This window comes from Marinactinospora rubrisoli (assembly GCF_042664915.1).
Taxonomy (GTDB): domain Bacteria; phylum Actinomycetota; class Actinomycetes; order Streptosporangiales; family Streptosporangiaceae; genus Marinitenerispora; species Marinitenerispora rubrisoli.
Window position 1 is genome coordinate 974,036 of the sequence record NZ_JBHTBH010000001.1, and the last position, 19,614, is coordinate 993,649.

The 19,614-nt window shown below is 71.7% G+C and carries 19 protein-coding genes; 14 read left to right on the forward strand and 5 right to left on the reverse strand.

Annotated elements, in window-relative coordinates; translation table 11 throughout:
• Positions 1-27: 27 nt before the first annotated feature.
• The 6 genes from atpA to ACFQRF_RS04095 all read left to right on the forward strand — a co-directional run bounded on the left by atpA (position 28) and on the right by ACFQRF_RS04095 (position 5,435).
• Positions 28-1,671 carry a F0F1 ATP synthase subunit alpha gene (gene atpA, locus ACFQRF_RS04070; protein ID WP_379868887.1) on the forward strand — a complete coding sequence of 548 codons (1,644 nt, stop codon included), beginning with the start codon at positions 28-30 and terminating at the stop codon, positions 1,669-1,671.
• A 3-nt stretch (positions 1,672-1,674) separates the two neighbouring features.
• A complete protein-coding gene (locus tag ACFQRF_RS04075; protein WP_379868889.1) occupies positions 1,675-2,592 on the forward strand; it encodes a F0F1 ATP synthase subunit gamma in 918 nt (305 codons plus the stop codon).
• A gap of 4 nt (positions 2,593-2,596) precedes the next feature.
• Positions 2,597-4,039, forward strand: a complete 1,443-nt coding sequence (gene atpD / locus ACFQRF_RS04080; protein ID WP_379868891.1) for a F0F1 ATP synthase subunit beta — start codon at positions 2,597-2,599, stop codon at positions 4,037-4,039.
• 94 nt (positions 4,040-4,133) lie between these two features.
• Positions 4,134-4,547, forward strand: a complete 414-nt coding sequence (locus ACFQRF_RS04085) for a F0F1 ATP synthase subunit epsilon (RefSeq protein WP_379868892.1) — start codon at positions 4,134-4,136, stop codon at positions 4,545-4,547.
• Positions 4,548-4,566: 19 nt separating this feature from the next.
• The gene (locus ACFQRF_RS04090) at positions 4,567-5,049 is read left to right on the forward strand and encodes a DUF2550 domain-containing protein (RefSeq protein ID WP_379868894.1); all 483 of its coding nucleotides are present in this window, start codon (positions 4,567-4,569) and stop codon (positions 5,047-5,049) included.
• Between the two features lie 77 nt (positions 5,050-5,126).
• Positions 5,127-5,435: an MTH1187 family thiamine-binding protein gene (locus tag ACFQRF_RS04095; RefSeq protein ID WP_379868895.1), complete on the forward strand. Its 309-nt coding sequence runs from the start codon at positions 5,127-5,129 to the stop codon at positions 5,433-5,435.
• Between the two features lie 39 nt (positions 5,436-5,474).
• Here ACFQRF_RS04095 and ACFQRF_RS04100 read toward each other — a convergent pair whose 3' ends face one another.
• Both ACFQRF_RS04100 and ACFQRF_RS04105 read right to left on the reverse strand, forming a co-directional pair.
• Positions 5,475-6,071, reverse strand: a complete 597-nt coding sequence (locus tag ACFQRF_RS04100; protein WP_379868897.1) for a cob(I)yrinic acid a,c-diamide adenosyltransferase — start codon at positions 6,069-6,071, stop codon at positions 5,475-5,477.
• Between the two features lie 266 nt (positions 6,072-6,337).
• Positions 6,338-7,042 carry a FadR/GntR family transcriptional regulator gene (locus tag ACFQRF_RS04105; protein ID WP_379868898.1) on the reverse strand — a complete coding sequence of 235 codons (705 nt, stop codon included), beginning with the start codon at positions 7,040-7,042 and terminating at the stop codon, positions 6,338-6,340.
• A 152-nt stretch (positions 7,043-7,194) separates the two neighbouring features.
• On the opposite strand from ACFQRF_RS04105, the gene ACFQRF_RS04110 reads away from it, so the two are divergent.
• Together ACFQRF_RS04110 and ACFQRF_RS04115 are read left to right on the forward strand one after the other, a co-directional pair.
• Positions 7,195-8,529, forward strand: a complete 1,335-nt coding sequence (locus ACFQRF_RS04110) for an SLC13 family permease (RefSeq protein ID WP_379868900.1) — start codon at positions 7,195-7,197, stop codon at positions 8,527-8,529.
• A gap of 192 nt (positions 8,530-8,721) precedes the next feature.
• On the forward strand, positions 8,722-10,212 hold the full coding sequence (locus tag ACFQRF_RS04115; RefSeq protein WP_379868902.1) for a carboxyl transferase domain-containing protein: 1,491 nt from the start codon (positions 8,722-8,724) through the stop codon (positions 10,210-10,212).
• A 103-nt stretch (positions 10,213-10,315) separates the two neighbouring features.
• Here the strand turns inward: ACFQRF_RS04115 and ACFQRF_RS04120 are convergent, their stop codons facing one another.
• Both ACFQRF_RS04120 and nucS read right to left on the reverse strand, forming a co-directional pair.
• Positions 10,316-11,854: a M28 family metallopeptidase gene (locus ACFQRF_RS04120; protein WP_379869044.1), complete on the reverse strand. Its 1,539-nt coding sequence runs from the start codon at positions 11,852-11,854 to the stop codon at positions 10,316-10,318.
• Between the two features lie 272 nt (positions 11,855-12,126).
• Positions 12,127-12,804 (reverse strand): endonuclease NucS, encoded by a 678-nt coding sequence (gene nucS, locus ACFQRF_RS04125; RefSeq protein WP_379868904.1) that lies wholly within the window; start codon positions 12,802-12,804, stop codon positions 12,127-12,129.
• 261 nt (positions 12,805-13,065) lie between these two features.
• Here nucS and ACFQRF_RS04130 point away from each other — a divergent pair, with 261 nt between their 5' ends.
• On the forward strand, positions 13,066-13,452 hold the full coding sequence (locus ACFQRF_RS04130) for an SCO5389 family protein (protein ID WP_379868905.1): 387 nt from the start codon (positions 13,066-13,068) through the stop codon (positions 13,450-13,452).
• Between the two features lie 73 nt (positions 13,453-13,525).
• Here the strand turns inward: ACFQRF_RS04130 and ACFQRF_RS04135 are convergent, their stop codons facing one another.
• On the reverse strand, positions 13,526-14,539 hold the full coding sequence (locus tag ACFQRF_RS04135; protein ID WP_379868907.1) for an LLM class flavin-dependent oxidoreductase: 1,014 nt from the start codon (positions 14,537-14,539) through the stop codon (positions 13,526-13,528).
• Between the two features lie 168 nt (positions 14,540-14,707).
• Here ACFQRF_RS04135 and ACFQRF_RS04140 point away from each other — a divergent pair, with 168 nt between their 5' ends.
• The 5 genes from ACFQRF_RS04140 (at position 14,708) to ACFQRF_RS04160 (ending at position 19,594) form a co-directional block, all read left to right on the forward strand.
• Positions 14,708-15,922, forward strand: coding sequence for a 3-hydroxyacyl-CoA dehydrogenase (locus tag ACFQRF_RS04140; RefSeq protein ID WP_379868909.1), 1,215 nt, complete (start codon positions 14,708-14,710; stop codon positions 15,920-15,922).
• A gap of 60 nt (positions 15,923-15,982) precedes the next feature.
• Entirely contained in the window at positions 15,983-16,297 is a 315-nt protein-coding gene (locus ACFQRF_RS04145; RefSeq protein WP_379868910.1) for an ATP/GTP-binding protein, read from the forward strand.
• Positions 16,298-16,355: 58 nt separating this feature from the next.
• Positions 16,356-17,087 (forward strand): alpha/beta hydrolase, encoded by a 732-nt coding sequence (locus ACFQRF_RS04150; protein WP_379868911.1) that lies wholly within the window; start codon positions 16,356-16,358, stop codon positions 17,085-17,087.
• A gap of 417 nt (positions 17,088-17,504) precedes the next feature.
• A complete protein-coding gene (locus tag ACFQRF_RS04155; RefSeq protein ID WP_379868913.1) occupies positions 17,505-17,906 on the forward strand; it encodes a DUF485 domain-containing protein in 402 nt (133 codons plus the stop codon).
• A complete protein-coding gene (locus ACFQRF_RS04160) occupies positions 17,903-19,594 on the forward strand; it encodes a solute symporter family protein (RefSeq protein WP_379868914.1) in 1,692 nt (563 codons plus the stop codon). The genes ACFQRF_RS04155 and ACFQRF_RS04160 overlap by 4 nt, the downstream gene beginning before the upstream one ends.
• Positions 19,595-19,614: the final 20 nt, after the last annotated feature.

Below are 19,614 nucleotides of genomic sequence, written 5' to 3' on the forward strand. Positions count from 1 at the left end.
GCCAACGAGAGCAAGGACATACGTGAGATGGCGGAGCTGACCATCCGGCCGGACGAGATCCGGGACGCGCTGCAGCGCTTCGTCCAGTCGTACGAGCCTGACGCCGCCGCACGCGAGGAGATCGGAACCGTCACCTACTCCGGTGACGGCATCGCGCGCGTCGGCGGCCTCCCCTCGGCGATGGCGAACGAGCTGCTGGAATTCGAGGACGGAACGCTGGGCCTGGCCCAGAACCTGGAGATCGGCGAGATCGGCGTCGTCGTCCTGGGTGACTTCACCAGCATCGAGGAAGGCCAGTCGGTGCGCCGCACCGGTCAGGTGCTCTCGGTGCCGGTCGGCGACGGCTACCTGGGCCGCGTGGTCGACCCGCTGGGTCGCCCGATCGACGGCCAGGGCGACATCGAGACCACCGAGCGTCGCGAGCTGGAGCTGCAGGCTCCCAGCGTCATGCAGCGCAAGCCGGTGCACGAGCCGCTGCAGACCGGCATCAAGGCGATCGACTCGATGACCCCGATCGGCCGTGGCCAGCGTCAGCTGATCATCGGCGACCGGCAGACCGGCAAGACCGCGGTCTGCATCGACACGATCATCAACCAGAAGTCCAACTGGGAGTCCGGCGACCCGGAGAAGCAGGTCCGCTGCATCTACGTCGCGGTCGGCCAGAAGGGCTCCACCATCGCCGGCGTGCGCGGCGCGCTGGAGGAGGCCGGCGCGATGGAGTACACCACCATCGTGGCCGCGCCCGCCTCCGACCCGGCCGGCTTCAAGTACATCGCCCCCTACACCGGTTCGGCCATCGGCCAGCACTGGATGTACCAGGGCAAGCACGTCCTGATCGTCTTCGACGACCTCACCAAGCAGGCCGAGGCCTACCGTGCGGTGTCGCTGCTGCTGCGCCGCCCGCCGGGCCGCGAGGCCTACCCCGGCGACGTGTTCTACCTGCACTCCCGGCTGCTGGAGCGCTGCGCCAAGCTGTCGGACGACATGGGTGCCGGTTCGATGACCGGTCTGCCGATCATCGAGACCAAGGCCGGTGACGTCTCCGCCTACATCCCGACCAACGTCATCTCCATCACCGACGGCCAGGTCTTCCTGGAGGCGGACCTGTTCAACCAGGGCCAGCGGCCGGCCATCAACGTCGGTGTGTCGGTGTCCCGTGTCGGCGGCGCCGCGCAGACCAAGGCCATGAGGAAGGTCGTGGGCTCGCTCCGGGTCGGCCTGGCCCAGTACCGCGACCTGGAGGCGTTCGCCGCCTTCGGCTCGGACCTGGACGCCGCGTCCAAGGCCCAGCTGGAGCGCGGTGCCCGGCTGATGGAGCTGCTCAAGCAGGGCCAGTACTCCCCGTTCCCGGTGGAGCGCGAGGTCGTCTCGATCTGGGCCGGCACCACCGGCCAGCTCGACGAGGTCCCGGTGGAGGACGTGCGCCGCTTCGAGGAGGGCTTCCTGGACTTCCTCGGCCGTGAGCACGGCAAGATTCTCGACAACATCCGCGAGAGCGGCAAGTTCGAGGACGAGACCGCGCAGGCCCTCAAGGACGCCATCACCGACTTCAAGCGGACCTTCCAGACCAGCTCCGGCAGCATCCTCGGCACCGAGGAGGAGGCCGAGGCACTGGAGGAGGAGCAGGTCGGCCAGGAGACCATCAAGGTAGCCAAGACCGGCGGGAAGTAGTTCATGGGAGCACAGCTTCGCGTCTATCGCCGGAGGATCCGCTCGACCAAGTCGATGGCGAAGATCACCCGCGCGATGGAGCTGATCGCCGCCACCCGGATCACGAAGGCACAGCGGGCGGCCGAGGCCGCCGGGCCCTATGCCCGGGAGATCACCCGGGCGGTCTCGGCGCTCGCCAGCCGCGTCAGCGACCACCCGCTGCTGACCGAGGCCGCCAACCCGACCCGGGCCGCGATCCTCGTCGTGACCTCCGACAAGGGGCAAGCGGGCGCCTACTCGGCCAACGCCATCAAGGAGGCCGAGAGCCTGACCCAGCTCCTGCGCGAGCAGGGCAAGGAAGTCCTCACCTACATGGTGGGACGCAAGGGCGTGGCCTACTACCGGTTCCGTGAGCGGCCTCTGGAGCGTAGCTGGGAGGGCATCACCGAGCGTCCGGCCTACGCCGACGCCAAGGAGGTCGGCGCGGCCCTGATGGAGAGGTTCATCCAGGACACCGCCGATGGCGGTGTGGACGAGATCCACATCGTCTCGACGGAGTTCGTCTCCATGCTGACCCAGCGTGCGGCCGCCCACCGGGCGCTGCCGATGGAGCTGGAGGAAGTCGACGCCGCCGAGCTCGTGGACGACAAGGGCCGTGCCCTGCCGCTCTACGAGTTCGAGCCCTCCGCCGAGGAGGCGCTGGACCGGCTGCTTCCGCAGTACGTGACGAACCGGATCTACTTCGCGCTCCTGGAGTCGGCGGCCTCCCAGTGGGCGTCGCGGCGGGCGGCCATGAAGGCGGCCACCGACAACGCCGAGGACCTTGTCAAGAACCTGACCCGCCAGGCCAACCAGGCCCGCCAGGCGGAGATCACCAACGAGATCAGTGAGATCGTCGGCGGCGCCGACGCCCTCGCTGCTGCCAGCGCGGGAAGTGAGTAGAGAAGTGACTGCGACTGTTGAAGGGACGGCCGCGCCTGGCACCGCCACCGGCCGTATCGCCCGGGTCACCGGCCCGGTCGTCGACGTGGAGTTCCCGGCGGACTCGCTGCCGGCGATCTACAACGCTCTCAAGACCGAGGTGACCATCGGGGACCAGACCTCGACGGTGACCCTTGAGGTCGCCCAGCACCTCGGCGACAACCTGGTCCGCACCATCAGCCTCCAGCCGCAGGACGGCCTCGTCCGAGGCGCCGAGGTCCGCGACACCGGCGAGCCGATCAGCGTCCCGGTCGGCGACGTCGTCAAGGGGCATGTGTTCAACACGCTGGGCGAGTCGCTGGACGTGCCCACGTCCAGCCTGAAGGTCACCGACCGGTGGCCGATCCACCGCCCCGCCCCGGCCTTCGACCAGCTGGAGTCGAAGACCGAGATGATGGTGACCGGCATCAAGGTCATCGACCTGCTGACGCCGTACGTGCGCGGTGGCAAGATCGGTCTGTTCGGCGGCGCCGGTGTCGGCAAGACCGTCCTCATCCAGGAGATGATCACCCGTATCGCCCGCAACTTCGGCGGTGTGTCGGTGTTCGCGGGTGTGGGGGAGCGGACCCGTGAGGGCACCGACCTCTTCCTGGAGATGGACGAGATGGAGGTCCTCCAGGACACCGCCCTGGTGTTCGGGCAGATGGACGAGCCGCCGGGCACCCGGCTCCGGGTGGCGCTGTCGGCCCTGACCATGGCGGAGTACTTCCGGGACGTCCAGAAGCAGGACGTGCTGCTGTTCATCGACAACATCTTCCGGTTCACCCAGGCCGGCTCCGAGGTCTCCACGCTGCTGGGCCGGATGCCCTCCGCGGTGGGGTACCAGCCGAACCTGGCCGACGAGATGGGTCTGCTCCAGGAGCGGATCACCTCGACCCGGGGTCACTCGATCACCTCGATGCAGGCGATCTACGTGCCGGCGGACGACTACACCGACCCGGCGCCGGCCACCACGTTCGCCCACCTGGACGCGACGACCGAGCTCTCCCGGCCGATCTCGCAGAAGGGCATCTACCCGGCGGTGGACCCGCTGGCCTCCACCTCGCGCATCCTGGACCCGCAGTACGTCGGCCAGGAGCACTACGACGTGGCCCAGCGGGTGATCCAGATCCTGCAGCGCAACAACGACCTGCAGGACCAGATCGCCATCCTCGGTATCGACGAGCTCTCCGAAGAGGACAAGATCATCGTTCAGCGCGCCCGTCGCGTGGAGCGGTTCCTGTCGCAGAACATGTTCGTCGCCGAGAAGTTCACCGGCAACCCGGGCGTGTTCGTGCCGCTGGAGGAGACCATCGCCTCCTTCAAGGCGCTGTGCGAGGGCGAGTACGACCACCTGCCCGAGCAGGCGTTCCTCGACGTCGGCAACATCGAGATGGCCGTCGAGAAGGCCAAGACGCTGCAGGGCTAGTCAGGACCGGGAGGAGGGCCCGGACCGGCCGCCGACGCGGCCGCCGGGCCCCCTCTCTCCCGGTTCCCGCCCTTTACCGGAGGAGTTTGTGGCAGTGTCGAAGAAGCTTTTCGTCGAGCTCGTCTCGCCCGAGCGGGAGCTCTGGGCGGGCGAGGGCGACATGGTGATCGCCAAGACGGTCGACGGCGAGATCGGCATCCAGCCCGGCCACATCCCGGTGCTGGCGCTGCTGGCGCCGGGCGCGGTCGTGCGGGTCCTCGGCGGCCGGGAGAACGGCGAGGTCCGTGCCGCGGTGCACGGGGGGTTCATCTCCGTCTCCGAGCACAACCGGGTCTCCATCCTCGCCGAGACCGCCGAGCTGGCCGAGGACATCGACGTCGCCCGTGCGCGGGAGGCGCTGTCCAAGGTCGAGGCCGAGGGCATCAGCGCGGAGAACGTCGAGGCGCAGGAACGCGCCGCCCGCGCGCGCAGCCGGCTGGAGGCGGCCGGAGAGGCCGTCCGGGCCTGAGCGCGACCAGGACGTGAGAGTGGGGGAGCCGCTGTCCAGCACAACGTGGGTGCCGGTCGCCGAATGGCTGCTGTGCGCACTGCTCGTCCTGGTGCTGCTGGCTCTCGTCACCGTGATCGTGCGCCGCTTCGCGCTGGAACGCGGTGGCGGTGCCGTGGAGTGTTACCTGCGCTCCGGCACCGCCCGGCGGCGGGCCTGGCGCATCGGCTGTGCCCGTTACGGCACGGAAGAGTTGCGCTGGTATCGGATCTTCTCCCTGTGGCCGCGGCCGACAGCAGAGCTGTCGCGCCGCGGTCTCGTCGTTATGGGCCGCCGTGCCCCCACTGCCGAGGATCTGCGCGAGCTGACCGCCGACCTGGTGGTCATCCAGGTCGGCCGGCTGAGCTCCTCCGGCGCCGACCCCGAGCGGCCGGAGTACGAGCTCGCCATGACCGAGGGCGCGCTGACCGGCTTCCTGTCCTGGCTGGAGTCCATGCCGCCGGGGACGATCTGGCAGTCCTGAGCCGAGGGGAACGAGGCGGCGAGCGCGACCGGGGGCCGTCTCCGTCCCGGACGCGCGGGTGGCCCTAGGCTGGAGCCATGATCGTGGCATTCTCCGTGAGTCCGATGGGCGTCGGCGAGTCGGTGGCTCCGGCGGTGGCCCGCGCCGTCCGGGTGGTCCGTGAGAGCGGGCTGCCCAACCGTACCGACGCCATGTTCACCACCGTCGAGGGCGAGTGGGACGAGGTCATGGACGTCGTGAAGCGCGCCGTCGCCGCCGCCGGCGAGGGCGCGGGCCGGGTCAGCCTGGTGCTCAAGGCCGACATCCGCGACGGCGTCACCGACGGGATCACCGGCAAGGTGGCGTCGGTGGAGGCGGAGCTGGCCCGGCAGGACGGCTCCGGGTGAGCCGGGCCGGGCCCGCCCGGCTGGCGGGCCCGGCCCGACTCAGCGTTGACCGCCGGGCTTCCAGAGCACCTCGCCGGTGTCGCGGCTGACCACGCGGCACAGGATGAACAGCAGGTCGGACAGCCGGTTCAGGTACCGCGCCGTGACGGGGTTGACGGAGTCGCCGTGCGCCTCGATGGCGGCCCAGGTGCTGCGCTCGGCACGGCGGGTGACCACCCGTGCGGTGTGCAGCAGCGCGGCGGTCGGGCTGCCGCCGGGCAGGATGAAGCTGCGCAGGGTGGGCAGCCCGGCGTTGTGGGTGTCGCAGGCGTCCTCCAGCCGCCGCACGTAGTCGTCGTCGACCCGCAGCGGGGGGAACTCGGGATCGGGCACCACGGGGCAGCACAGGTCGGCCCCCACGTCGAACAGCTCGTTCTGCACCCGGCCGAGCAGCGTGCGAACGTCGTCCGGGGGGTCGCCGAGCGCGAGTGCGGTGCCGATGGCGGCGTTGGCCTCCTCCACGTCGGCGTACGCGGCCAGCCGGGGATCGGTCTTGGCGGTCCGGCTGCCGTCGCCGAGGGCGGTGCCGCCGTCGTCGCCGACCCGGGTGTAGATCCTGGACAGGACGACGGGCTTGTCGGGATCACGCTTGCTCATGTCAGCCACCCTAGACGGCGGATTCGGCGATGTCCCGGTCGCCGGTGGCCGGGTAACCGTTACGCATCGACGCGTGAAACCGATTCAGGCCGCTGATACGGTGTGGAGTCACCGGGACACGTTCCGTAGTGCTCCCTGGTGGAGCGCCGTGCCGAAGCTCCGGACGACACACGGGGGCCGTCCGAGGCGCCCTCGGCGGTGGAACGGCCCGGCGGTGGGCGGGGCGGTGGGGGACCGCCCCACCCGCCCCTTTTTCCGGCCGACGCTCAGGACGTGGCCGGCGGGCTGACGTCGGAGACCAGCAGCAGGTGGGCGCGCATGGCGTCGGCCGCGCGCTGCCGGTCACCGGCCCGGATCGCGGCGGCGATGCGTTCGTGCCCGGCGAGTGAGGCGGTCGGCCGGTCCGGCTGGGACAGCGACTCCACGCGGGTCTCGGTGATCATCGGCGAGATCTCCGCCATCATCCGGGAGAGCAGCCGCGAGCGTGCCGCGTGCGTCACGGCGGCGTGGAAGCGTTCGTCGCCGGTCACCCCGCGGTCGCCGGCGCGGATCTCGGCGCGCATCTGGTCCAGGGCGGCGTCGATCTCGGCGAGGTCGGCCTCGGTGCGGCGCTCGGCGGCCAGTTCGGCGAGCTTGACCTCCAGCGCCTGACGGGCTTCGATGATCTCGGCGCGGCGGTTGTCGCGGTCGCGGAGCAGCGCGAGCACCTGCTCCTCGGCCACGGTGCGCCGGATGATGGCGCCGTCTCCGTGCCGCACCTCGATGACCCCCTGCACCTCCAGTGCCACGAGGGCCTGGCTCAGCGAGGCGCGGCTCACGCCGAGCGTGACGGCCAGTTCGCGTTCGGGGGGCAGGCGGTCGCCGGGGGACAGGCGGGCGTCCCGGATGTACTCGCACAGCCGCTCCACCAGTCGCTCGTACAGACGCGGTCGGGTCAGGGGGCGCGGTCGGGGTGTCGGCTTGGCGTGCATGGACGGCGTCAGTCTCCTCTACCGCAACAATCTTGCCCGAGTATTGACAAACCGGGCGACTGGCATATTGGCTAGGCCACCGAGTCACTTGATCTTGCTCACACTCAGTGGTGACTCTACCGCCCTGCCTCTCAGTCATTGATCGGTCCGCTATGTCACCGGAAATCATCTCGATTCTCGCGCTGGTGGCCATGTTCGTGGTCGCCACGGTATTGCCCATCAACATGGGCGCGCTAGCTTTCGTCGCCGCGTTCCTGGTGGGCACGCTCGCACTGGGCATGGACACCGACGCCATCCTGGGGGGCTTCCCCGGCGACCTGTTCCTCACCCTGGTGGGCATCACCTACCTCTTCGCCATCGCGCAGAACAACGGGACGGTGGACCTGCTGGTCCGCGGTGCCGTCCGGCTGGTCGGCGGGTACGTCGCGGCCATCCCCTGGGTCATGTTCGGGATCACCGCGGCTCTCACGGCCATGGGCGCCCTCAGCCCGGCGGCCGTCGCCATCATCGCCCCCATCGCGCTCGGGTTCGCCGCCAAGTACCGGATCAACCCACTGCTGATGGGCATGATGGTGGTGCACGGCGCGCAAGGCGGCGGCTTCTCGCCCATCAGCATCTACGGCGCCACGGTCAACGGCATCGTCGCCGACACCGACCTCGCCGCCTCGCCGACCACCCTGTTCATCGCCAGCCTGCTGTTCAACATCGGCATCTCCCTCATCCTGTTCTTCGCGCTGGGCGGGCGGCGGCTGATCGGGGTGCACGCCAGCGAGTTCGAGAAGGTCGAGGTCGGTGCGCACGCCGAGGGCGCCGAGCGGGTCCCGGTGAGCGGGCACGGCTCATCGGCGTACCGGGCGGAGGAGCCGGGCTCCGAGCCGCCCGCCGCCGGCTTCCGGTTCGACCAGGTCGCCACGATCCTCGGCCTGCTCGTCCTGGGCGTGCTGGCGCTCGGCTTCAAGCTGGACGTCGGGTTCGTGGCCATCAGCGTCACCGTGGTGCTGGCGATCCTCTCCCCGAAGGCGCAGAAGGGAGCGGTCAACAAGATCAGCTGGTCGACCGTGCTGCTGCTCGGCGGCGTGCTCACCTTCGTCGGGGTCATGGAGGAGGCCGGCACGATCGAGTACGTCGGCAACAGCGTGGCCGGCATCGGCGCCCCGCTCCTGGTGGCGGTACTGCTCTGCTACATCGGCGGCATCGTGTCGGCGTTCGCCTCCTCCACCGCGATCCTCGGCGTCACCATCCCGCTGGCGGTGCCGTTCCTGCTGGCCGGAGACATCGGCGCGATCGGGATGATCGCCGCGCTCTCCGTCTCGTCCACCATCGTCGACGTCAGCCCGTTCTCGACCAACGGCGCCCTGGTGCTGGCCAACGCCAAGAACGTCGACCCCGAGCGGTTCTACCGCCAGATGCTCGTCTACAGCGGCATCGTGGTCGCGGTCGGCCCGCTGGTCGCCTGGGCCGTCATGGTGCTGCCCGGACTGATGTGACCGGCTGACCGTTCGGCGTGACGGTTCGGCCCGGCCGCGTGCGGCCGGGCCGAACCGTCGGTGTTTCCGCGGAGAACCGTACGGGCCGGACATGTGGCGCCGGGAAGGTCGTCAAGGGCGGAGATATTGACAGATCGGGCAGTGGCTTATTGGCTAGTCCAATAAGCCACCTGCTTCGAGTGGAGGACACGGATGCCATCTCGGTACCGCGCGCGCGAGCTGCTCGACCGGACCCTGGACGCCGGTTCCTTCGTCAGCTGGGACACCACCCCGGTCGACGTGCACCCCGGTCCCGAGTACGCCGCGGAGCTGGCCGCCGCGCGGGAGCGCAGCGGCTGCGACGAGGCGGTGATCACCGGTGAGGGACGGCTGCGCGGGCGCCGGGTCGCCGTCGTCGCGTGCGAGTTCTCCTTCCTCGCCGGCTCCATCGGGGTGGCCGCGGCCGAGCGGCTCGTCGTCGCCATCGAACGCGCCACCGCCGACGGGCTGCCGCTGCTCGCCGCCCCGGCCTCCGGTGGCACCCGGATGCAGGAAGGCACCGTGGCCTTCCTGGCCATGGTGAAGATCTCCGCCGCGATCGCCGCCCACAAGGCCGCCGGGCTGCCCTACCTGGTGTACCTGCGCCACCCGACCACCGGTGGCGTTCTCGCCTCCTGGGGCTCACAGGGGCACGTCACGGTCGCCGAACCGGGCGCGCTCATCGGCTTCCTCGGCCCCCGCGTGTACGAGGCGCTGTACGAGCGCCCGTTCCCCGAGGGGGTGCAGACCGCCGAGAACCTCTACCGGCGCGGGCTGGTCGACGCGGTGCTGGAACCCGAGGACGTTCCCGCCATCGCCGAGCGGGCCTTCAACGTGCTGCTCGCGCACGAGGAGGGGCTGCCGCCGGCGCCCGAGCCGGCCGCCGCCGAGATCCCGGACGTGCCGGCGTGGGAGTCCATCACCCGGTCCCGCCGACCGGACCGGCCCGGCGTGCGCCGGCTGCTCCGGCACGCGGCCACCGACGTCGTACCGCTCAACGGCACCGGCGACGGCGAGTCCGACCCCGGGCTGCTCCTGGCGCTCGCCCGGTTCGGCGGCGCGCCCTGCGTGCTGCTCGGCCAGGACCGGGCCCGCCAGACCGTGGAGCACCCGCTGGGCCCGGCCGCGCTACGCGAGGCGCGCCGCGGCATGCGCATGGCGCGGGAACTGCGGCTCCCGCTGGTCACCGTGATCGATACGCCGGGGGCGGCGCTGTCCAAGGACGCCGAGGAACGCGGCATGGCCGGGCAGATCGCCCGCTGCCTCGCCGAACTCGTCACCCTGGAGGCGCCCACGGTCGCGGTACTGCTCGGGCAGGGCACCGGCGGCGGCGCGCTCGCGCTCGTCCCGGCCGACCGGGTGATCTCGGCCCAGCACGCGTGGCTGTCGCCGCTGCCGCCGGAGGGCGCGAGCGCGATCGTGCACCGGACCACCAAGCGCGCCGCCGAACTCGCGGACCAGCAGGGGGTGCGCAGCACGGAGCTGCGCGGCAACGGCATCGTGGACCGGATCGTCCCGGAGCTGCCCGACGCCGCCGACGAGCCGATCGCCTTCTGTGAGCGGATGGGCGCGGCGCTGCGCTACGAGCTGACCGCACTGCTGGCGGCCGACCCCGCCGAACGCCGGGCCGCCCGCCATGGCCGGTATCGCCGGCTCGGCCTGTGACGCCCGGCCGGCATTCGCGGAGCCGGCCGACGCGGCCGACTAAGGACGGACGCCCGCGGCGGGGCGGAACCCCGCCGCGGGCGCCCGGGTGGCGGTGGGACGGTCACCGCACCCAGAGGTCGGCCCGGCGGTCGAACCCGGTCTGGTCCTGAGCCCGCGCGGTCCGCTGCTGGACGCCGTTCACCGGCAGCGTGCTGTCGGCGTACGTCTCCACCGCATACGCGATGGCGCCGCTCATCTGCTCGACGCTGGTCCAGCTGATGTTGTCCAGGTCGTCCCGCGGGGTGTGGTAGTTCGGGTCGAAGTCCGCCCCCGCGGTGCCGCCGTAGTACTCGACCTGCTCCTCGGTCTTGGCACCGTCGCCGCCGCTGAAGAGGCCGCCGGAGGGGATGCCCGCCTCGATGAACGGGCCGTAGTCCGACCGCCCGTTGAACGCGGTGGGCTCGCTCACCAGGTTCTGCCCGGTGAAGTAGTCCTGGAACAGCTTCTGGATCGCCGCGGACCCGGCGGGCGGCGTGGCGGAGTCCGGCAGTTCGCCGCGGCCGTCGTAGACGAACCTCCCGAAGTTCGGCGAACCGATCATGTCGAAGTTCAGGTAGAGCGCGATGCGGTCCCGCTCGCGCTGGCTGAGGCTCTCGACGTACTCGGTCGACCCGACGAGGCCCTCTTCCTCGGTGCCCCAGAACGCGAAGCGCACCCGGTTGTTGACGTCGTCCAGCTTGGGCAGCTGGCGGGCGACCTCCAGCACGGCGGCGGTGCCGCTGCCGTTGTCGTTGATGCCCGGGCCCTCCGGCACGCCGTCGAGGTGCGCGCCCACGACGACGACGTTGTCGCGCGCGCCGCCCTTCGTCTCGGCGATCACGTTGTAGGAGGTCTCGGTGCGGATCTCGGCGTCGACCGTGACCGTCAGCTCCAGTCCCTCGCCCGCCTCGACCAGGGCGGCGCCCACCTCCGGGGTGGTGCCCACGACCGGGATGGCCGCCTCGTTGGTCAGCGTGCCGTTGACGGGGCCGGTGTCGGCCGGGTCCTCGGTCGCGCCGTGGTTGAAGACCACGAGGGCGGCGGCGCCCGCCTCGGTGGCGTTATCGGCCTTCTGCTCAAAGGTGCAGGTGCCGCGCTGGACGATCGCGATCGCGCCCTCGGGGAAACCGGCGAAGTCGGCAGACTCGCACCCGCTGGCGTTGCTGCCGGGGTTCACCGGCACACCGGCCGCGGACACGTCGCCGGATCCGGAATAGGTCATGGTGCGGAAATCGGTGTCGTGCGCGAACTCGTGCGCCTCGGGTGCGGTCTGCGCGAGCACCGGCGTGGCGTTCTCGACCCACCGCTCGAACTCGTACTCGACCTTGCGCGGCTGGTAGCCCGCCCGCCGCAACTGGTCGATGACGTACCGCGCGGCCACGTCGTACCCAGCGGTGCCGTGCGCGCGGTTGCCGCCGTTGTAGTCGGCGATGGTCTGCAGGTTCTCCAGGTGCGTCCGCACGTTGTCGACCGTCACCAGATGGGGCAGGACGGCGGCGTCGGCGTGGGCGGCGGGGGCGGCGCCCAGCCCGAACGCCAGGAGCACCGCCGCGCCGGCGGCCGCGCCGCTCCGGAGGCGGTGGGACGAGCGGGGCGAGGCTGTCGGAGATCGTCGGGGAATGCTGCGCACGGTCGTCCTCTCAACCGGAGCGTCCGGTACGTGGGGTAACAGCACGGACGCGAGTTGTGCGAAGTTCAGAGCAGCTTGTCACCCGGCGATGGTCGGGTTCAAGGCGCGACGCCCGACGTTGCCACATTCAGCCAAACCGCTATGACGGCGACACAGCGGCGTGATCTGATGGAACATTCACGACATTTCGGATGGCGTGCCGGACGGCGCCGGACCGGGTGGGCGGCCGTCCGCCCACCCGGTCCGGCGGTCCGCACCCGCGGTCAGAACAGCCGGGGAACGTCCGGTTCGATGCCGCGCAGCGCGTCGTAGTCCAGCGTGACGCAGGAGATGCCGCGGTCGGTGGCGAGCACCCGCGCCTGCGGCTTGATCTCCTGCGCGGCGAAGACGCCGCGCACCGGCTTCAGCGCGGGGTCGCGGTTGAGGAGCTCCAGGTAGCGGGTCAGCTGCTCGACGCCGTCGATCTCACCGCGCCGCTTGATCTCCACGGCCACCGTGCCGCCGTCGGCGTCGCGGCACAGGATGTCCACCGGCCCGATGGCCGTGGGGTACTCCCGCCGCACCAGCGTGTAGCCCTCGCCCAGCGTGGTGATGTGCTCGGCGAGCAGTTCCTGCAGGTGCGCCTCGACGCCGTCCTTGCGCAGCCCCGGATCGACGCCGAGTTCGTGCGAGCTGTCGTGCTCGATCTTCTCGATCGTCAGCACCAGCTTCTCCCCGGACTTGCCGTGGGTCACCGTCCAGACGGCGCCGCCGTCGTCAGCCGCGGTCTCCCGCAGCGTGCACGGCGGATTCATCCAGTTCAGCGGCTTGAAGGCGCGGTCGTCGGCGTGGATGGACACCGAGCCGTCGGCCTTCATGAGGATCAGCCGCGGGGCCATGGGCAGGTGAGCGGTGAGCCGGCCGACGTAGTCGACGCTGCACCGGGCAATGACGAGACGCACGGAGGCCAGCCTACGGCGCCGGCCGTACCCCGGCCGCCGTTCCGCGACGGATCCGCTGGTACGTGGACGTGCGGCCGGTGTTCACAATGACAATGAAATCCATTGTTCCCTTACGTCGCCGATAGGGATCTCTGACCGTCCGGTCCCGTGACGTTGCCGCAAACGGCATCTAACGTCACAACAGGTTCGCAACTTCGCAGATGACAACGCCGTCTCTGCCTCCGGGCCGCGCGATGGCCCGACACCCTGGGAAGGACGTTCATGTCGCTCACGGTTTCCCCCGAACTCCTCGACAAGGCCCAGCGCGGCCCCGTCACGGACGCGGACTTCGTCGACTGCATCCGGGAGTCCCTGCCCTACGCGTGGGGCGTGATCAGCGAGCTGGCCGAGCGCGCCCGGACCGGCGCCGAGGAGTTCCAGGCCAACGAGGTCCCGCCGCCGGGAGAGGCCGAGCGCGGCCAGCTGCTGCGGCTGCTCGCCAGCGACGCCATGCGGGGAGCGGTCGAGCGGCACTTCGGCCTGCGGCTGGCCTTCCAGAACTGCCACAAGGTCGCGCTCTTCCGGCCGGACGCCGAGGCCGCGTACCAGGAGTTCATCACGCCGCGCGCCCAGCTGCTCAACCAGTCGCCCGAGCTCGTGGACTGCTGACCCGGCGCCATTGCGCGCCCGCCGGCGGCGCCGACCGCACGCCACGTGCCCTCGGCGCCGCCGACGGCCACCGTCAGTCCAGCGCCGCACGCACCGCCGGCAGCACCTCGGCGCCGAGCCGGGTGACGTTCTCCAGGACCGCCGCGGGCTCGCCCGCGGCCTCCACCATGAGGATCAGCTCCGCGGCGCCCGAGGTCCGCGCCTGCTCCACGAGCCGCTCCACGCAGCCCTGCGGCGAGTCCACCGCGTGCGCGTCGCACAGGAACCGGGCGTACTCCCGCGGATCCTTCGGCGCCCGGGCCCGGCCGTCCACCGGCACGTAGCCGGCCAGCCCGGGACCCAGCCACCGCGGCAGCGCGTCCAGCACCACCTTCCGGGCCTGCTCCCGGGTGTCGGCCACGTGCGCCAGCGAGGCCAGGACGTGCCCCGCCCGGCCGTGGCCCGCCGCCTCGGCGGCCCGGTCGTGAGCCGCGATCCGGGCGGCGTGCTCGGCCGGTACGCGGTCCATGCCCAGCAGCATGGGCAGGCCCAGCCGCGCCGCCAGCTCCAGCGTGGAGTCCGACGTCGCCGCCACCACCACGGGCGGGTGCGGCCGGGTGCGCGGCCCCGGCACGATCTCCACCTCACGGAAGCCGAACGTCGCCCCGTCCGCGCGCATCCGGCCGCCGCGCAACGCCGCGAGCAGCACCTCCAGCGACTCGGGGAAACCGCGCTCGTACCGCTCCAGACCGGTGCCGAACACCTCCAGGTCCACCCACGGGCCGCCCCGGCCGACCCCCAGCCGGAACCGGCCACCGGAGAGCTGGTCGAGCAGGTTGGCCTGTTCCGCCAGCGCCACCGGGTGCTGGGTGCTCAGCACGCTGGTCGCGGTCCCGACCCCGATCCGCTCGGTCCGGCCGAGGACGAACCCGGCCATGGTGACCGCCGACGGGCACACGCCGTAGGACATGAAGTGGTGCTCGGCCAGCCAGACGTCGTCGAACCCGGCCCTCTCCGCCGCGACGGCGGCCGCGAGCGTGGACTCCAGGACCGAGGTGTGATCCCGCCCCGGGAACTGGGCGGCGAGCAGGAAGGCTCCGATACGCATCCCCACATTCTCGCCATCCCGCCGGCCGCGGTGCACCGAAACGGCGGGATTCACCGGCCCCGCCGCGCATCCGGCGGCGCCGTACCCGGTCCGCGCCGACGGAACGGGACACGCGGTCGAACTCCCCGGCGGGAGGACGCGGGGACGGCGGAGCTAGGCTGGGATGCCATGGTGCGCGAATTCGAGACTGTCGGCGTGGTCGGACTCGGGACGATGGGCGCCGGTATCGCCGAGGTGTTCGCCGGGGCCGGGTTCAAGGTCATCGGCGTGGAGATCGACGCGGCGGCGCTCGACCGCGGGCGCGGCCACCTGGAGTCCTCGCTCGCCCGCTCGGTGGCCAAGGGACGGCTCACCGAGGAGGAGCGCGGGAACATCCTGGCGCGGATCGCGTTCAGCACCGCGCGCACGGACCTGGCGGACGCCGACTTCGTCGTCGAGGCCGTGCCCGAGCGCATGGACCTCAAGCGCGACGTCTTCACCGAACTCGACCGCGTCTGCCCGCCCGGGACCATCCTCGCCACCAACACCTCCTCGCTGTCGGTGACCGAGATCGCGACGCTGACCAAGCGCCCCGGCAAGGTGGTCGGGCTGCACTTCTTCAACCCCGCGCCCGCCATGAAGCTGGTCGAGGTGGTGCACACCGTCCTCACCGAGCCGGGCGCCGTGGAGATCGGCACCGAGGTCGCCAAGCGCCTCGGCAAGACCCCGGTCGGCGTCACCGACCGCGCCGGCTTCGTCGCCAACGCCCTCCTGGTGCCCTACCTCAACGACGCCGTGCGGGTGTACGAGCGGCGGATCGCCTCGCGCGAGGAGATCGACGCCGCGGTCACCACCGCCGCCGGGCTGCCCATGGGGCCGCTCACCCTGCTCGACCTCGTCGGCCTGGACGTCACCCTCGCCGTGATGGACGTGCTGTGGGAGGAGTTCCGGCAGCCGCGCTACGCCGCCGCTCCACTGCTGCGCCGCATGGTGGCCGCGGGCCTGCTCGGCCGCAAGAGCGGACGCGGGTTCTACGACCACTCGGGGGCCGGAAATCCGGCCGAGGCGCTGCCGGCCGGCCCGCTCGCCGAGGTCGTGCGCGACCAGGTGCACCGCTTCGACCTCGCCGACCTGCTGCTCGTCCCGCACATCGACGACGCACTGCGGATGGTCGGCGACGGCTACGCCACCGCCGCCGACGTGGACACCGCGATGCGCCTCGGCTGCGGTTACCCGAAAGGCCCCTTCGAGATGCTCGCGGACCGTGGCGCCGACGCGGTCGCCAACGCGCTGGGCGGCCTGGCCGACGCGGGGCTCACGCCCGCCTACGCGCCGGCGCCGCTGCTCGCCGCCGACCTCGCCGCGGGCGGCCGGATCCTCCGCACGCTCGGCGCGGCGGGCTGACCCCGCGCCGCGGGCGGCCCCGTGGCCGGGGCACCTCCGGTGCCCTCCTACCCTGGATGCGTGAGTCCGCGCCGCAACGCCCCGCGCCGCAAGGCCGGCCAGCGCCAGGAGAACGCCGAGGACGCACTCGTGCTGCGCGTCACCGGCGCCGAACAGCGCGAGACCGGTCCCGACGGCGAGTGGGTGCTGCGCCGGATCAGCGGCGCCGCCGCCGCGAAGGTGTACCGCTGCCCCGGCTGCGCGCAGGACATCCCGCCGGGCATGGCGCACGTCGTCGCCTGGCGGCCCTACGGCGACGGTGCGGACCGCCGGCACTGGCACTCGTCCTGCTGGCAGCGGCGAACGCACCGGTCCGCCCGCCCGCCGCGCCGCTGACGGGCCCGGAGCCCACCCGCGCCGAGCCCGGCCAGATTCCGCCGTCCCCAGAGGAGCCATGGACATCCGCGCCAGTACGGTGCTTCCGGCCGAGCGCCGGCCCGTCACCCTGCACACCGCCGACGGGCTCGGCCTGGTCGGCGAACTCGCCCTGCCGGCCGGCACCGACCCGGTGGCCACCCTGATCTGCCTGCACCCGTTGCCCACCCACCAGGGCATGATGGACAGCCACGTGCTGCGCAAGGCGTCGTTCCGGCTGCCGGCGCTCGCCGGGGTGGCCGTGCTGCGGTTCAACACCCGCGGCACCACCTCCCGGCACGGCACCAGTGAGGGCGAGTTCGGGGAGGGCGAGACCGAGCGCCACGACGTGGCCGCCGCGATCGAGTTCGCCGAGTTCGAGGGACTGCCCCGGCCGTGGCTGCTGGGCTGGTCCTTCGGTACCGAACTGGCCCTGAAGTGGGGCTGCGACCCCGAGGTCGCCGGCGCCATCCTGCTGTCCCCGCCGCTGCACCGCGCCACCGACGCCGACCTGGACGTGTGGGCGCGGTCCGGCAAGCCGCTGGTCGCGCTGGTGCCGGAGCTCGACGACTACCTGCGCCCGGCCGAGGCGCGCGAGCGATTCGCCCGGGTCCCGCAGGCCGAAGTCATCGGGGTCGACAACGCCCGCCACCTGTGGGTCGGCGAGCCGTACGTCCGCATCGTGCTGGACGAGGTGGTCCGCAGGGTCGCTCCCGGCGCCCACCCGCTGCCCACGGAGTGGGACGGCCCGTACGAGAAGGACGTGCTCTGAGGCGCTGGGCGCCGACGGAACGCGGCCTCCACTCGTCGGCCGTGGGGCGCGAGCGTGCGCCGGGCGGGTGCGCCGATCGGCCGGCCGTGTCAGCTCGCGACGCCGGAGGCGAGGCCGCCGACGCGTTCGGGCCGGACGTCATCCAGGGGGAGTGAGCGGCCGGGCGGGCCGGGCTCCGGCGTGCCGCGCCGACCCGGTACCCCGGGCCCGGGGTCCGGCGCAGGGCTCCGGGAGGCGCCGTGCACCGGGACGTCCCCGACGGGTATCGCACGGCCGCGACAGCGCTCCGGAGCCATGAGTGACGCATTCGTGACGCAATCGCCATGACGTGTGAGCTTGCCCACCCTTACCCTTCTGTGATGCCCGCCATATCCGCCAGGGCGGGTCGACGGTAACACCGCGCAGAGAGGGGCCGCCATGACCACCGCCTCCCGAGGATCCCCCGAGCACGGCGAGTCGGCCGAGGCCGACTTCACCCGCCGATCGGTGGCGATGCACAGCGACCCGCGATTCGTCGAACTCAGGCGACGGCTGCGGGTCTTCATCTTTCCCATGAGCGCCGCGTTCCTGGCGTGGTACCTGCTCTACGTACTGATGTCGGCCTACGCCCGCGACGTGATGTCGATCGTGCTGTTCGGCCACGTCAACGTCGCCCTCCTGTTCGGCCTCCTGCAGTTCGTCACCACCTTCGGCATCGCGATCCTGTACGCGCGCTACGCCGGTCGGCGGCTCGACCCGCTGGCGGAGCAGATCCACGACGAGCTCACCACCGGTTCCGCCGCTCCGGCGGCCGACGACGAGAAGGAGGCCGGCGCGTGATCCTGGCAGCCGAAGCCGCGGGCGCGGGCAGCCGTGGCCTGACCATGACCCTGTTCCTGGTGCTCGTCGCCGCGACACTGGGCATCACCATCTGGGCGAGCCGGCGCACCAAGACCGCCACCGACTTCTACGCCGGTGGCCGGGGCTTCTCCGGCGTGCAGAACGGCCTCGCCATCGGCGGCGACTACATGTCCGCCGCGTCCTTCCTGGGCATCGCCGGGATGATCGCGCTGTTCGGCTACGACGGCTTCCTGTACTCCATCGGGTTCCTGGTGGCGTGGCTGGTCGCGCTGCTGCTCGTCGCCGAGCTGCTGCGCAACTCCGGCCGCTTCACCATGGCCGACGTCGTCTCCTACCGCATGCGGCAGCGTCCGGTGCGCACCGCGGCGGCGTTCTCCACCATCACCGTCTCGATCTTCTACCTGCTCGCCCAGATGGTGGGCGCGGGGGCGCTCATCGCGCTGCTGCTCGGCATCCAGTCGGGGGACACCTTCCTCGGCCTCACCGCCGAGCAGGCCAAGATCGTCACCATCGTGCTCGTCGGCATCCTGATGATCGTCTACGTTACGTTCGGCGGGATGAAGGGCACCACCTGGGTGCAGATCGTCAAGGCGGTCCTGCTGATGACCGGCGCGGGGCTGCTGTCCGTCCTGGTGCTCGCCAGCTACGGCTTCGACTTCGGCGCCCTGCTGGCCGACGCCGCCCGCGCCAGCGGGCAGGAGGGCACCCGGTTCCTGGAGCCCGGCCTGCGGTACGGGGTCGAGACACCCGGCGACCCGATCGCCACGCTGTGGAGCAAGCTCGACCTCATCAGCCTCGGCATCGCGCTGGTGCTCGGCACGGCCGGCCTCCCGCACATCCTCATCCGGTTCTACACCGTGCCCAACTCGCGGGCGGCCCGGACCTCCGTCAACTGGGCCATCGGCCTCATCGGCACGTTCTACCTGCTGACGCTGGTCCTCGGCTTCGGCGCGGCGGCGCTGGTGGGCCGGGACGCGATCCTCGCCCAGGACCCGGCCGGCAACGCCGCGGCGCCGCAGCTCGCCGAGCGGGTCGGCCAGAGCCTGGGCGGCGACGCCCTCGGCGCGGTGATGCTGGCGCTCATCGCCTCGGTCGCGTTCGCCACGATCCTGGCGGTCGTGGCCGGGCTCACGCTGGCCTCCTCGTCGTCGATCGCGCACGACTTCTACGCCCAGGTCATCCGGCGCGGCAAGGCCACCGACAAGGAAGAGGTGCGGGTCGCGCGGTTCTCCGCCCTGGGCATCGGAGCCGTGTCCATCGTGCTCGCGGTCTTCGCCCAGAACCTGAACGTCGCGTTCCTCGTGGCACTGGCGTTCGCGGTGGCCGCGTCGGCGAACCTCCCCGCGCTGCTGCTCTCGCTGTTCTGGAAGCGGTTCAACACCGCGGGCGCGGTCGCCGGCATCTACGGCGGGCTCGTCTCGGCGGTCGGGCTGGTGTTCTTCTCCCCGATCGTCTCCGGCAAGGTCGACCCCGAGACCGGGGAGAGTCTGTCGCTCTTCCCCGCGGGCGTCGACTTCTCCTGGTTCCCGCTGGAGAACCCCGGCCTGGTGTCGATCCCGATCGGCTTCCTGTGCGCCGTGGCCGGCACCCTGCTGTCCAAGGAGCGGGACGTCGACAAGCACGCCGAACTTGAGGTCCGCGCCCTCACCGGGGCCGGCGCCCACTAGGCCACGGCCCGGTTCCCCGG